This window comes from Microbacterium aquimaris, from assembly GCF_039531285.1.
GTDB classification, from domain to species: Bacteria; Actinomycetota; Actinomycetes; order Actinomycetales; family Microbacteriaceae; genus Microbacterium; species Microbacterium aquimaris.
This window is the reverse complement of record NZ_BAAAPT010000002.1, coordinates 744,342-758,788: the sequence shown is the minus strand read 5'-3', so window position 1 is coordinate 758,788 and position 14,447 is coordinate 744,342. Positions and strand designations below refer to the sequence as shown.

Here is a 14,447-nt window from a genome sequence, read left to right as displayed (position 1 = left end):
CAGGCGGGGTCAGGCCGTGCCTGCGGCGCCCTCGCGCGGGCCCCGCGGCCCGCGACGGCGCCGACGGCGGCGCGGCGCGGGCTTTCCGTCATGGTGCTCCTTGCCGCCCCCGTCATGGGTTCCCGAGCCGTCACCTTCGCGCGGCGCATCCTCGGTGCGGGTGGGAGCGTCGGTCGATCCCGACCCGGCATCGGACCCCGACCCGCGACGGCGGCGACGACGGGGTTCCCCCTCGCCCTTGCCGCCACCGTCCCGCTTGGGGGCATCGGATTTCTGCGCCTTCGGGGCCGTGACGATGCGGCCCTTCGTGCCCGCGGGGATGTCGAGGTCTTCGTAGAGGTGCGGGCTGGAGGAGTAGGTCTCGACCGGTTCGGGCTGGCCGAATTCGAGAGCGCGGTTGATGAGGGCCCACTTGTGCAGGTCGTCCCAGTCGACGAACGTGACCGCGATACCGGTGCGGCCGGCGCGGCCGGTGCGACCGGCGCGGTGCAAGTAGGTCTTCTCGTCGTCGGGGATGGTGTGGTTGATCACGTGGGTGACGTCGTTGACGTCGATGCCGCGGGCGGCGACGTCGGTGGCGATCAGGACATCGCGCTTGCCGGCCTTGAACGCGGCCATCGAGCGCTCGCGCGCCTCCTGGCTCATGTCGCCGTGGACCGCCGCGGCGTTGAAGCCGCGGTCGCCGAGCTCATCGACGAGCTTCTGGGCCGCGCGCTTGGTGCGCGTGAAGACGACCGTCTTGCCGCGACCCTCGGCCTGCAGGATGCGCGCGATCACCTCGTCCTTGTCGAGCGCGTGCGCGCGGTACACCAAGTGGCGGATGTTGGCCTGGGTCAGCCCCTCATCCGGGTCGTTGGCGCGCATATGGATCGGATTGGACATGAATCGGCGTGCGAGCGTGACGATCGGGCCGGGCATGGTCGCGGAGAACAGCTGCGTGTGCCGGACCGCGGGCACCTTCTGGAAGATCTTCTCGATGTCGGCGAGGAAGCCGAGGTCGAGCATCTTGTCGGCCTCATCGAGGACGACCTCTGCGGCATTCGACAGGTCGAGGAGTCGCTGGTTGTTCAGATCGATCAGGCGTCCGGGCGTGCCCACGACGATCTGGGCGCCCGCTTTGAGCTGATCGATCTGCCCCTCATAGGCCTTGCCGCCGTAGATGGCCACGACCGAGGTCGAGCGGTTCGAGGTGAGCATGTCCATGTCTTCGTAGACCTGCACCGCCAGCTCGCGGGTCGGCACGACGATGAGCGCCTTGACGCCGGGCTCGGGGTTCAGCCCGAGGCGCTGGACGACGGGGATGCCGAAGCCGAAGGTCTTTCCGGTTCCGGTCTTGGCCTGCCCGATGATGTCCTGTCCGGGCAGTCCGAGCGGAATGGTCTGTTCCTGGATGGGGAACGCGTCGATGATGCCGCGGGCGGCGAGGGCGTCGACGATGTCCTGGTCGACACCGAGTTCGGCGAAGGTTGTCACGGTGTGGGAACCCGTCCGGCAGTGAGACGCTGCCTGTGGTCGGCCCCGGGCGCATCCATGGCGCACGCTGGGGCGAATGCGTGTCCACGCCCTTCTCTCAACCACGGGCGCGGTGCCCCGATCCGACGCCGGGGACCGGTCCAGGATAGCCGAGCCTGCCGCACAAGCCGCGCGGCAGGCCGCGGACGCCCGCTCGAGCACCCTAAGGTGGAGGCCGTGGTGACCTGGTTCTGGCAGAGACGACCGCAGGGTCGACGGCTTCAGCTGCGTTCGCGAGGCGACCTCGGCGAGGCGATGCGCGTGGACTTCGAGGAGCTCGCCCCGGACATCGACACCTACCTCGGGCAGGCCGCCTACCTGCAGCTCGGGTTCTTCGAGACCCTCAGCGAGCTGATCCAGACCACGCCCGAGCTGGCTCAGAAGGAGTCGCTCTCGCGCGCCGCCGGTGCGGCGCTGACCAAGCACGAAGAGCTCGTGGCACTCATCCGCGACCGGGGAGACGACCCGACCAGTCTCATGCTGCCCTTCCGCGAACCGCTCGACGCCTTCCGTCGTGCCACGCACGGCCGGCGGCCGCAGGAGACGATGCTGTCGGTTCACATCACCGCCGGGCTCCTCGACGACTTCTATCTCGCGCTCTCGGCGAGCTACGGCGAGGCCGGCCGGCGCGTCGCGCGCGTGCTGCGCGCCGACAACGACCGCCAGGCGATCGTGGACATCGTCGCGGAGACCATCGCGAGCGACGCGGAGTGGAAGGCGCTGCTGGCGATGTGGGGCCGTCGCCTCGTGGGCGACACCTTGCTGATCGCGCGTGCGGCGTTGCGCCCGACGGCCCTGGACGCCGACGACGAAGAGAAGGTCGAGCCGGTGTTCACCGAGCTCATGGCCGCCCACTCGCGTCGAATGGACGCGATGGGCCTCGCGGCCTGAGCCGCGCCGCGCGCCGGGTCAGCCGATGCCGAGCGCGGTCTTCTCGCGGGCGTCCCGCGCCAGACGGATCTTCGTGAGCGCGAGTGCCGCGGGCCAACACACCGCGGCGGGCACGATGACCGCCGACAGCCACGGCCACGGCGTGTCGATGCCGATGCCGGCCCACGTCAAGGCGAGCCACGCGATGCCGGCGGAGACGGTCCCGAGCATCGGGATGACCGCCGCGCCCCGGGTCTCGCGATGGTGCACCTGGAAGTGCGCCGCGATCCCGATCACCGCGCCGAGGATGAGGGCGATGAGGATCTGCATGGGATCAGGCGACGAAGCCGACCCGACGCGACTCCTCGCTGCCGAGCTCGACGTAGGCCAGCGACGCGGTCGGGACGAGGTACGCGTTGCCCTTCGCATCGGTGAACTCGATGTGGGCGGCACCGGAGTCGAGGGCCGTGGCGACGGACTTCTTGACGTCGGCGGCCGACTCGTTCGTGTCGAAGTTCAGCTCACGTCCGGTGTTCGCGATGCCGATGCGGATCTCCACGTCACTTACCTCCTGGCGACTCGGGCCGGTGGGCCCGCGCCCGCGGGATCCCGGGGCGCACGGCAAGCCTACGGCACCCCCGGACCGTGCTCCCGGTGTCGGCGCACGCTCTGGGCGAACGCGCGCGGGCCCGCACCGGGGATGTCGGGGGTCGTGGATACCGTCGAGGGGTGATCTCTTCCCCGGTGCTCGTCGAGACCGCCGCGGCCATCCACGGTGATGCGTCGCCGGACACCGCCCAGATCGCCGTCGTCCGCGCCGAGACGGGCGTGTCCGCCGTCGTGGTCGGCGCACCCGGCTCGGGCAAGACCGAGGTGCTCGTCGCCCGGGTCGTCGAGCTGGTCCGCCGTGGCGTCGACCCCGATGAGATCGTGGTACTCACGCCGTCACGGCAGACCGCGACTGCCCTGCGTGACCGGCTCGCCCTCGCGGTCGGACGCGCCACCTCGGGCCCGCTCGCCCGCTCACTGGCCTCGTTCGCCTTCGGCATCGTGCGCGCCTGCGCCGTCTCGGCCGGCGCCGAACCCCCGCAGCTGCTGACCGGTGGCGACGAAGACCAGATCATCCACGACATGCTCGACGGAGACGCCGAGGACGAGTCGCTGCCGGGCGCGGTGAGCCGGTGGCCGGCGTGGTTGGGACCGGGGATCCGGGACACCGCAGGGTTCCGCTCCGAGGTGCGCGCATTCCTCGCCGAGTGCGCGACCCTCGACCTCGACCCGGCGGGGCTCCGGGCCCTCGGGCAGGCGCAGAGCATCCCGGAGTGGGAGGCCATGGCCTCGTTCCAGCGCGAATACCTCCGGGTACGCGCGGGGATGCGCGGCGCGCATCGCGATGCCGCCGGTCTCGTGCGCGAGGCGGTGGGCCTGGTGCGCACCGGTGCCGCGGGTGCGGCCTCGGCCGATCGCGTGCGTCATATCCTCGTCGACGATGCGCAGGAGCTCACGGCGGGGGCCGTCGACCTGCTGGAGGAGTGCCGGGGTCGGGGGGCGAGCGTGCTCGCGTTCGGCGACCCCGACGTCGGTTCGGGGGCTTTCCGTGGGGCGACGCCCGAGAACTTCGCCCGCCTGGCCGGCGCCCTGGGGGCGACCTTCGTCCTCGAGACCCCACACCGTGGGACGCCGTATGCCTCGGACGTGGTCGGCCGGGTCACCCAGCGCATCGGAGCCGCCGGTGTCGTCGCCCATCGTCGCGCGCCTGTCGAGGTCGAGCCCGACGGTTCGGTGCGGGCGGTGACGGTGCGCTCGGCCGCGGAGGAGTACGACGTCATCGCGCGGCTCCTGCGCGAGCGTCATGTGCACGACGGTGTGCCCTGGGATCAGCTCGCGGTGATCGCCCACGACACCCGACAGGTCACCGCGCTGCAGGCCGAGCTCGCCGCCCGGGACGTCCCCGCCGTCGCGCCCGGATCCGCGCAGGCGCTGGGGCAGATCGCCCCCGTGCGCGACCTGCTCCGCCTCATCGAGATGGCCGCGAGCGAGGAATGGACCGTCGAGGACGTCACGGACGCGCTCCTCGGCGTGACGGGCAGGCTCGATCCCATCGAGCTGCGACGCCTGCGTTCCTCTCTCCGGCACGCCGAGCTCGCCGCCGGTGGCGAGCGCACCGGGCGTGACCTGCTGCTGGCGGCCATGCGGACCCCGGTCGAGTTCGATCTCATCGATGCGCGTGAGGCGCGCCGTGCGGCCGCGCTGGCCCGCACGGTGGCGCACCTACGTGCCGAGCTCGCACGCGGCGCCAGCGCGCACGAACTGCTGTGGGCGGCGTGGGAACGGTCCGGGTTGCAGAAGCCGTGGGCACAGACGGCAGCCGGTCACGGCCCGGTCGCCGACCAGGCGGGTCGCGACCTGGACGCGGTCGTGTCCCTCTTCCAGGCGGCGAAACGGTTCGGAGAACGCTCCGTCGACGCTGATCCGCGCGTCTTCGTGCGCAGTGTGCTCGATGCCCGTGTCGCGGAGGACCGCCTCGACCCGCCGCCGAACGACCAGGTGGTCCGGCTCCTCACCCCCGCAGCTTCGCTCGGCCTCGAGTTCGACACGGTCGTGGTCGCGGGCGTGCAGGACGGGGTGTGGCCCAACACCCGGCTGCGGGGCGGTCTGTTGCACACCTGGCGTCTGGCGGATGCGCGGGGGCGCGACGACGCGGCCTCACCGTCGACGCTCGATCGTCGGCGGGCGGCCATGCACGATGAGCTGCGACTGCTGGCGCGCGCGCTCAGCCGGGCCCGTTCGCGTTGCGTGATGACGGCGGTCGACGACGACGACACCGGTCCCAGCGTCTTCTTCGAGTTCCTGCCCCCCGCCGAGTCCGCGACCGTCGAGCATCCGCTGTCGTTGCGCGGTCTTGTGGCCGCGCATCGACGCACGCTCACGACGCCGGGCGCCCTCCTCGACCCGGACGCGGCGGCGAACGCCCGTGCCCACGCGGCCGGCCAGCTGGCACTCCTCGCCGATGCGCGTGTGCCCGGCGCCGATCCGGCGCAGTGGTACGGCGTGTCGGCACCGACCTCCACCGGCCCGCTGCGCGACCTCGAACGTGAGCACGTGCGGGTCTCGCCCTCACGCCTGCACGCACTGGAGGAGTGCGAGCTGAACTGGGTGATCGGCGATCTGGGAGGCGACCCCGGTGGCGTCACCGCGGGACTCGGGACGATCATCCACGCCGCGCTCGAGAACGCCGAGGACACCTCCGAGGACGCGCTGTGGCGCATCGTCGAGGCGCGGTGGGGTGAGCTGACCTTCGAAGCCGGATGGCGCGAGCGCGCCGAGAAGGCCCGGGCGCGCGATCTCATCCGCCGGTTGCACGCGTACCTGCGGCGGTTCGAGGCCGACGGGGGGCGCCTCATCGGCGCCGAGCCGCACTTCGAGGTCTCGTTGCCGGTCGCCGGAGCCGAAGACGCCCCGCACGGCATCGTGCTCTCCGGCTACATCGACCGCGTCGAGCTCACGCCCGAGGGCACCGTGGTGATCGTCGACCTGAAGACCGGCAAGAGCGAGCCGCAGACCGACGCGCGGGTCGCCGACAACCCGCAGCTGGCCGCGTACCAGCTCGCCTTCGAGTCGGGGGCGATCGCCGAGGCGACCGGGTATCCCCCGGGCGGTGCACAGCTGCTCGTGCTCCGGCCCGGTTCCCGGGCCGAGTACGTCACGCCCCGTCAGGCACCCTTCGACGACGAGCGTCGTGAGGCGTTCCATGCCCGCATCCAGGAGGCTGTCACCGTCATGCGCTCCACGACGTTCGCCGCACCCTACGAGGAGCATTGTCGTGACGAGCATGCCTACGGACTGTGTCGGATCCACACCATCGGCGCGGTGAGCGCGTCATGACCATCCCCGCCGACGTCATCGCCGCAGCCCTTGGACAGTTCCCCCCGACACCCGAGCAGACGGCCGTCATCGAGGCGCCGCTCGAACCGGCCCTCGTCGTCGCCGGTGCCGGCAGCGGCAAGACCGAGACGATGTCCGGACGTGTCGTGTGGCTGGTCGCGAACCGTATCGTCCGCCGCGACGAGGTGCTCGGTCTCACCTTCACCCGCAAAGCGGCCGGGGAACTGGCCGAGCGGATCCAGAAGCGGCTGTCCCGGCTGGGGGAATTCGATGCGCGCGGGCTGCTGCCGCACCTGGAGCGTCTGTACGGCGAGGGTCGGCTGGAGGTCTTCGGCCGCATCGAGCGGGGCGGCGGGTCGGCGGCCGCGCGGCGCGCCGCGATAGACGAGCTGGCTGTCGCGGTCGGCGCGGTCGCGCCCGAGACCGTCGAGGGCGACGACGAGATGCTCCACCGGCCCACGGTGTCGACCTACAACAGCTTCGCGGACCAGATCGTGCGCGAGCACGCCGTCCGCATCGGACGCGACGCCGAGGCTGCGGTGCTGAGCGAGTCCGCGGCCTGGCTGCTCATGCGCCGGGTCGTCTTCGCCTCCGACGACGACCGGCTGGAGGAGCGGGGCGAGGCGGTGCGCTCCATCGTCGACGCCGCGTTGCGCATCGCACGCGACGGTGTCGACAACCTCGTCGACTTCGACGAACTCGCCGCGTTCCCGGAACGGTTCGCCGAGGTGCTCGAACGTCCGTCGACGAACAAGCGCACGGTCGTCTACAAAGACATCCAGACCGCCGAGTCCAACGTGCGCGCCCTGTCGGTGCTGGCCGACCTCGCCCGCGAGTATGCGGCGCAGAAGCGGCGGCTCGGGGTCATCGACTTCTCCGACCAGGTCGCCGGTGCGCTCGAGGTGGTCCGTTCGCACCCGCCGGTGGCGCAAGAGCTGCGCGAGCGCTATCGCGTCGTGCTCCTCGACGAGTACCAGGACACCTCGGTGGTGCAGACCGACCTGCTCGCGACTTTGTTCGCGGAGACGGCGGTGATGGCCGTCGGCGATCCCCACCAGGCGATCTACGGGTGGCGTGGCGCCAGCGCCGGCAACCTCGGGGGATTCGCCGACGCGTTCGCCCCCGGGAGTGTGTGCGCGAGCTATGCCCTCATGACCAGTTGGCGCAACAGTTCCGGTGTCTTGGATGCCGCCAATGCCGTGCTCGCGCCCCTGGCGGCGTCGGCGGCGGTGCCGGTCGCGGCGTTGCAGTCGCGCCCCGATGCGCCCGCGGGTGCGGTCGAGATCGGTTTCGACGAGACCCTCGAGGAGGAGACCGAGCGTGTCGCGACGTGGTTCGCGCGGGTGCGGGCCGAGCGCGCTGCGCGGGGTCGGGGGACCACCGGTGCCATCCTGTTCCGCTCGAAGAAGCACATGGTGCGTTTCGGGGACGCGCTGGCGCGACACGGGATTCCGCATCGGATCCTGGGGCTCGGCGGCCTGCTGTCGACACCCGAGGTCGTCGACGTCGTCAGCGCGCTGCGCGTGATCAGTGATCCGTCGGCCGGTTCGGCACTCATCCGACTCCTCGCGGGGCCGCGGTGGAGCATCGGGCTGCCCGACCTGCGGGAGCTGTCGGCGCTGGCGCGCCGCATCGCCGCGCACGACGAGGCGCTCAAGCCGCTGCCCTCGGATGTCGTCCAGGCGATGCGCGGCAGCGCGGCCGATGAGGCGGGCTCGCTTTCGGACGCGCTCGACTTCGTGGTCCGCCACGGCCCGGACCACGGTTGGCTCTCCCGATTCACCCCCGAGGCGCTGGCGAGGCTGGCCGACGCCGGCGCGGTCTTCTCCGGACTGCGCCGGGCGGTGGGTATGCCGCTGCCGGACCTGGTCCGTCTCATCGAGGTCGAGCTGCGTCTGGACATCGAACTCGCGGCGAACGAGTCGCGGGGGCCCGCCCGCATCGCCTCGGCGCAGTTGCGGGCCTTCGTCGACGAACTGCATGCCTTCCTGGCCGCGGACGAGACCGGATCCATCACGAGTCTGCTGGCGTGGTTGGACCACGCCGAGCGTCTCGACGAGTTCGCCCCGCGCACCGAGCCGCCCGAGGACGACGTCGTCCAGCTGCTGACCATCCACGGATCGAAGGGGCTCGAATGGGACGCCGTCGCCGTGGTGCGTGTCGTCGAGGACGAACTGCCCAGCGCCCCCCGCGACACCAAGGGGTGGCTCGGCTTCGGCGTGTTGCCCTATGCGTTCCGTGGGGATGCCCCGTGGCTGCCGGAGTTCGCGTGGCGGGCAGACCTCGCCCCGACGCAGCAGGACCTCAAGGCGGCGCTGGAGGGATTTGTCCAGGCCAACCGTGCACGCCAGCTCGACGAGGACCGGCGGCTTGCGTACGTCGCCGTCACGCGCGCGCGAGACCACCTGCTGCTGACCGGCTCGACGTGGTCGGGCACGAAGCGTCCTCGCCGACGGAGCACGTTCCTCGACGAGATCGCGACCGCACGGGGTGAGGACCTGACTGTCGACGAGCCGGGGGAGAACCCCTACCTGGGGGAACGGCGTCTGCTGCACTGGCCGATCGATCCGCTCGGTGCACGGCGCGAGGTCGTCCTGGCGGCCGCGGCGGCCGTCCGGGAGGCTTCGGCCGCATCCCCTGCGGAACCCGCGCGGGATCTCGCGCTCCTGCTGGCGGAACGCGATGCACGCGCCCGTCCCCGGTCGGGCGGTGCGCCCACGCGCATCGCGGCGTCACGCTACAAGGACTTCGTCTCGGACTACGACGGCACCCTCGCGCGGCTGTCGCGCCCTCTGCCGGAGCGACCGTATCGCCAGACCCGTCTGGGCACGCTCTTCCACGCCTGGGTCGAACACCGGTCCGGCCTGGTCGGCGGCCCGGGTTCGCTCGATGACGCGCTCTGGGAGTCGGACGACGAGGTCGCAGGGGACGCCCCGATCGGTGTCGCCGATGACGACCTGGAGGCCCTCGCGTCCTTGCGACGCACCTTCGAGCGCAGTGAATGGGCGTCGCTGCAGCCGGTGGAGGTCGAGACGGAGATCGACTTCACCGTCACCGATCTCGACGGCACCGCGCACGTGGTCATCTGCAAGCTCGACGCGGTCTATCGACGGGAGGACCGGGACGGCCGCATCGAGATCGTCGACTGGAAGACCGGTGCCCCGCCACGCGACGACGCCGAGCGTGCCGAGCGGATGCTGCAGCTCGAGTTGTACCGCCGGGCCTACCACCACAAGCACGGTATCCCGCTGGAAGAGATCGACGTGGCCCTCTACTACGTCGCGGACGACCTCGTCCTCCGGGGCTGACCGCACACACATCGTCGCGACGTCCGGCCGAGGCGTCGGTGGACCCGCCGGCGCGGCGAGGGGGCGGTGTCAGTCGGCGAGCCAGCGTCGCAGAGCCGCGTCGGATGCGCGCTGTGCTTCGGCGGCGTCGTCGGGCTCACCGGGATCGTCGTCCGCTCGCCGGGTCGCGGCGCGCCGTGCGGCATCCGATCCGGGTTCGCCGGTGCGCAGCGGACGGGAGGGCGGCAGATCGGCCTCGGTGATGGGCGCGGGCGGGTCGTCGGCGATCGGTGCGGTCTCGCGGAACGAGATGTCCGACCACAGGGGTGCCGGGTGGTCGGATCCGTCGCCTCGTTCCCCGTCGCCTCGTCCCGCGTCGTCCTGTCGCCCGTCGGGCTCGACGCCGTGCGTCGGAACGGGCTCTTCCGTGCTGGTCGGAGCGGGTCGCGTCGTCCGGGACCGGTCCTCGTCGTGGTCCGCGGCGGCGCCGTCCGGATCACCTTCCGCACCGGCCGCGGTAGACGCGGCGGGAGGTCCCGGGGCGAAGGAGGGGAAGGAGTCTTCGTCGCTGGTCGATGCCGGGCCGGGTCCTGTCGGTTCCGAATCGCCTTCCGGTGCGCGGTCGAACAGCTCTCCGGTTGCGGCGCGGGCCGGTGCGACGGCATCGCCCAGGTCGGTGGTCGCGCGGCCGTCGCCGTCACCGTCGAGCCACGCCGAGAGCTCCTCGGGGTCGTAGGTGTCGGTGTGCATCGAGGTGTCCACCGCGGGGGCGGGCGCCTCGGGGGTCCGGTCCAGCAGCGCGAGGGCTTCATCCACACTCGACGCCGTGCGCGGGACGACGTCGTCGTTTCCGACGCCGCCGGCCAGTGCCTCGAGGAGCTCGACGGCGTCGTCGACGATGTCCTCACTCCCCGTTTCGTACCCGTGCACCAGCCACCGTGCGAACTCCAGCTCGGCGTACATGCGCGCCCTTTCGCGCACCAGCCCGTCCGGGGCCCGGCCGCTGGCCGAGGCATAAGCGTCGAACACGTCGTCGGCGGCGTCGGGCGCGCCGGCCAGCCACTGGAGGTCGACGGCGGGATCGCCCACCTGGAGACCGTGCCACTCCAGAACCCCGACGACGCCGGGGGCGTCGTCGATCTCGTCGAACAGGAATGACGTCGCCGTGGCGCCGCCGAGGGTCACCGCCGACTCGAAGCGCCACAGCTCCTCCGCCGACGCCGCGCGCCGCCACCGTCCGATGAGGGCGGCGGGGGCGCGTCGGGTCGCTTCGACCCGGTCGATCAGGCGGGAGACGTCGTCGCGCACCTGGGAAGGGGTGCGTACGGGCAGGCCCTCGGTGCGGACGACCGACAGGGGGAGGGTGTGCAGGGCCGCCAGAGCCGCCCCGACCGAGGTCGCCACACCGCGCCCCGCGGGGATGTCGGCCGCATCCACGCGGTAGCCCTCGAGAAGGTCCACCACGAGCACGCGGCTCTGGTCGAGCGAGGTTTCTCCCAGCAACTCCGGAGCGCGGAAGGGGAGCAGGCTGCGCACTCCGGGGGTGAGCGCGTGCAGTGCGCGGGCCTCGGCGGCCAGCTCGTTCGAGGCCTCGGTGTCGACGGGCACACGGATCACGACACGTCGTCCGTCGTCGAGGTCGGCCACGGCGGTGTCGTATCGGCCGGCCGCACCCTCGGTCAGCGACCCCACCGCGGTCACGACGGCCTGCGGAAGTGCCGATGTCACCGTCGCGGCTAGAGTGAGGGGAGAGCGTGCCATGTGCCCAGGGTAGGTCGGCGACCCCCGCGCCCGGCCGCGCCACGCCCGGCTCCGCGACCAATGCAGGAAGGTCCCCGATGACGGCGCATCCGCCTCCTCCCCTCTCGGCCGACATGGTCGACCGGTCCGCCGACGAACGCACGTCCGAGGGGCTCATCGAGACCGCGCGCGCCGACGACCGCACCGTCGTCCTCGCGCTGGCCCGGGACGCCGCACCGCTGGCGGAGCGGAACGCCCTGGCCTGGATGTCCCCGCACGAGGTGCCCGTCCCGGACGAGTGGGCCTTCCTGGGTCGTCGCCCGGACGGGCGCGCGGTGCTCGCCGCGGTCTACATCGACGACGAGCCGCCGTTTCCGGCCCCGGCCGGCTGGGGCGGGCTGCGCACGGTCGGTCCGGACCTGGATCCGGCCGAGACGAGTGTGTTCGTCGAGGCGTTGAGCCTGGGCCGGTGGCTGCGCGATTCGGCGTTCTGCCCGGCGTGCGGAGTGCGCACCGATCTGCGCGCCGGGGGGTGGTCGCGTCACTGCCCCTCGTGCGCGCGGGAGCACTTTCCGCGCACCGATCCGGCGGTGATCGTGGCGGTGACCCATCCGGAGGATCGTGACCTGCTTCTGCTGGGGTCGAACGTGCTGTGGGAGGACGACCGGTTCTCCTGTTTCGCGGGGTTCGCCGAGGCCGGCGAGTCGCTCGAGGAGGCCGTGGTGCGTGAACTGTTCGAGGAGGCGGGGGTCGCGTTGTCCGATGTGCGGTACCACGGCTCGCAGGCTTGGCCGTATCCGCGCTCGCTGATGGTCGGGTTCCTCGCCACCGCCGTCGACCCCGTGGCCGCGCGACCCGACGGTGAGGAGATCGTCGAGGTGCGGTGGTTCCACCGCGACGAGATCGGCGCCGCGCTCGAAGGGCGCGGGCCCGTCCGGCTCCCCGGACCGGCTTCGATCTCGCGACACCTCATCGAGAGCTGGTACGGCGGCGCCGCGTGAGCGCCCTCGACGGGCTCGACGAGCGCCAGCGCGAGGCCGCGCGCGCGCTGCGCGGCCCGGTCGCCGTGCTCGCCGGGGCGGGCACGGGCAAGACCCGCGTGATCACGCATCGCATCGCCCACGGGGTGGAGACGGGCGCGTTCACCCCGAACCGGGTCATGGCGGTGACCTTCACCGCGAAGGCGGCGGGGGAGATGAGGGGGCGGCTGCGCGCCCTCGGCGTGGTCGGCGTGGCCGCGCGTACCTTCCACGCCGCGGCGCTGTCCCAGTTGAACTACTTCTGGCCGACTCTGGCCGGAGACACCGCGCCGACGATCGTCGACAACAAGGTGCGGTTGCTCGCGCACGCCGCGGACGCCGTCGGAATGGACCCCGACGTCGGAACCTTGCGCGACATCGCCTCCGGCATCGAGTGGCGCAAGGTGACGATGCGTTCCATCGAGGACTACGCCCTCGCGCGACCGGACGGCGTGGGGCGTTACGACATCTCGCGCATCGTCGACCTGCAACGCGCCTACGAGAAGCTCAAGGACGAACGTCGCCAGCTCGACTTCGAAGACGTGCTCCTGGCGTGCGCCGGGATGCTCGAGACCGAGCCGACGGTCGCCCACGCCGTTCACGAGCAGTACCGTCACTTCACGGTGGACGAGTTCCAGGACGTCTCGCCGTTGCAGCATCGACTGCTCGAACTGTGGGTCGGGGATCGCCGCGACCTGTGCGTGGTCGGTGACGCGAGTCAGACGATCTACTCGTTCGCCGGCGCCGACGCGCGCTACCTGCTGGAGTTCGCGCATCGGCACGCGGATGCGACCGTGGTGCGGCTGGAGACGAGCTATCGGTCGGTGGACGGGATCCTGCGCACCGCCAACAGCCTGATGCGCGGGCGCCCCGGCGCCCTGGAGCTCGTCTCGGCCCGCCCCGACACGGGCGACGGGGTCGACGGTGAGCCCGAGGTGACGGCGTACGAGGACGAGCGGGCCGAAGCGCGCGGCATCGCCGCGGCCGTGGTGCGCCGACTGAAGACCGGCGCCGATCCCGCGTCGATCGCCGTCCTCTACCGCGCCCACGCGCAATCCGCCGAGATCTCCGCCGCGCTCGCGGACGCGGGGGTCCCCACGACGGTGTTGGGCGGTCGGCGCTTCTTCGACATGCCGGAGGTGCGTCAGGCGATCCTGGCGCTGCGGGGTGCGTCGGTCGCGCCCCTCGACGGGGGATTCGTCGACGCGGTGCGCGATGTGCTGCGCTCGCTCGGCTTCACGTCGGAGGCACCCCCCGCCGGCGGTGCACTCCGTGACGCCTGGGAGGCGCGCGCCGCTCTGCTGCGGCTGGCGGAGGAGGCACCCGAGGGGACGACGTTGCGCTCGTTCACGGACGAGTTGACGGCGCGGGCGAAGGCGCAGGACGAGCCGGCGTTGCGCACGGTCACCCTCGCCACCCTGCATGCCGCGAAGGGCCTGGAGTGGGACCACGTGCACCTGGCGGGCCTGGCGGAGGGGCAGCTGCCGATCTCGTATGCGCAGACCTTCGAGCAGATCGACGAGGAGCGTCGCCTCGCGTATGTCGGCGTCACACGGGCACGGCGGTCGCTGTCGCTGTCGTGGGCGCGCGGCGCGCGAGATCGGGATCCGTCCCGATTCCTGCGGGAGATCGGCATGCGCAATCCTCGTGCGGCCGGTGCGTCTGCGACCGGGGGTGCACGCCGGAGCGGATCGTCCACGAGACCGATTCGCTCGAGCGCGGATCCCCGCCCGAGGTGAGCAGTCTCGCGGCGACGAGTCCGGCTTCGGCGGCCAGCGGCGTCGGACACGGCGGTGGGGGAGCGCCGACCAGCTGAGCGGCCACGGCGGGCCACCAAGGCCGCGTCTCGTGGCGGGTCGCGGCCAGACACGCCGCGCAGGCGGTCCGCCCCGGCACGACGAGCGGGCCGACCTCGACACCGGCCGTGGTCAGCACCACGGGCAGGTATGTCCGGTCCTCACCCATGAGACGTGCCGCGGTGCGAGGATCCAGCAGGTGCGATGCGACCACCACCAGCGGGGCGTCGGTGTCGTCGGTGAGGTCGACCTCCGCCGCCAGAAGTGCGTCGTGGACGGCACCGAAGGCCGCCGGGTCGACATCGCCGCTGACCCGCAGCATCACCCGGACGGTCGGG

The 14,447-nt window shown here is 72.1% G+C and carries 9 protein-coding genes; 5 read left to right on the top strand and 4 right to left on the bottom strand.

What is annotated here, in order from left to right; translation table 11 throughout:
- Positions 1-9: 9 nt before the first annotated feature.
- Entirely contained in the window at positions 10-1,473 is a 1,464-nt protein-coding gene (locus ABD204_RS13205) for a DEAD/DEAH box helicase (RefSeq protein ID WP_194424444.1), read from the bottom strand.
- Positions 1,474-1,689: 216 nt separating this feature from the next.
- On the opposite strand from ABD204_RS13205, the gene ABD204_RS13200 reads away from it, so the two are divergent.
- The gene (locus ABD204_RS13200; protein ID WP_194424445.1) at positions 1,690-2,403 is read left to right on the top strand and encodes a ferritin-like fold-containing protein; all 714 of its coding nucleotides are present in this window, start codon (positions 1,690-1,692) and stop codon (positions 2,401-2,403) included.
- Between the two features lie 18 nt (positions 2,404-2,421).
- On the opposite strand, the gene ABD204_RS13195 is transcribed toward ABD204_RS13200, so the two are convergent.
- Positions 2,422-2,712 carry a hypothetical protein gene (locus ABD204_RS13195; RefSeq protein WP_194424446.1) on the bottom strand — a complete coding sequence of 97 codons (291 nt, stop codon included), beginning with the start codon at positions 2,710-2,712 and terminating at the stop codon, positions 2,422-2,424.
- A gap of 4 nt (positions 2,713-2,716) precedes the next feature.
- The gene (locus ABD204_RS13190) at positions 2,717-2,941 is read right to left on the bottom strand and encodes a DUF3107 domain-containing protein (RefSeq protein ID WP_194424447.1); all 225 of its coding nucleotides are present in this window, start codon (positions 2,939-2,941) and stop codon (positions 2,717-2,719) included.
- A gap of 170 nt (positions 2,942-3,111) precedes the next feature.
- Between ABD204_RS13190 and ABD204_RS13185 the strand changes: the two genes are divergently transcribed.
- Entirely contained in the window at positions 3,112-6,267 is a 3,156-nt protein-coding gene (locus tag ABD204_RS13185; RefSeq protein WP_322597585.1) for an ATP-dependent helicase, read from the top strand.
- Positions 6,264-9,575 (top strand): ATP-dependent helicase, encoded by a 3,312-nt coding sequence (locus ABD204_RS13180; RefSeq protein WP_194424448.1) that lies wholly within the window; start codon positions 6,264-6,266, stop codon positions 9,573-9,575. The genes ABD204_RS13185 and ABD204_RS13180 overlap by 4 nt, the downstream gene beginning before the upstream one ends.
- Positions 9,576-9,644: 69 nt before the next feature.
- Here the strand turns inward: ABD204_RS13180 and ABD204_RS13175 are convergent, their stop codons facing one another.
- Positions 9,645-11,315 (bottom strand): phosphotransferase, encoded by a 1,671-nt coding sequence (locus ABD204_RS13175; protein WP_194424449.1) that lies wholly within the window; start codon positions 11,313-11,315, stop codon positions 9,645-9,647.
- Between the two features lie 113 nt (positions 11,316-11,428).
- Here ABD204_RS13175 and nudC point away from each other — a divergent pair, with 113 nt between their 5' ends.
- Together nudC and ABD204_RS13165 are read left to right on the top strand one after the other, a co-directional pair.
- Positions 11,429-12,295: an NAD(+) diphosphatase gene (gene nudC, locus ABD204_RS13170; RefSeq protein ID WP_322597586.1), complete on the top strand. Its 867-nt coding sequence runs from the start codon at positions 11,429-11,431 to the stop codon at positions 12,293-12,295.
- The gene (locus ABD204_RS13165) at positions 12,292-14,052 is read left to right on the top strand and encodes an ATP-dependent helicase (protein WP_194424451.1); all 1,761 of its coding nucleotides are present in this window, start codon (positions 12,292-12,294) and stop codon (positions 14,050-14,052) included. Before nudC ends, ABD204_RS13165 begins: the two co-directional genes overlap by 4 nt.
- Positions 14,053-14,447 lie beyond the last annotated feature (395 nt).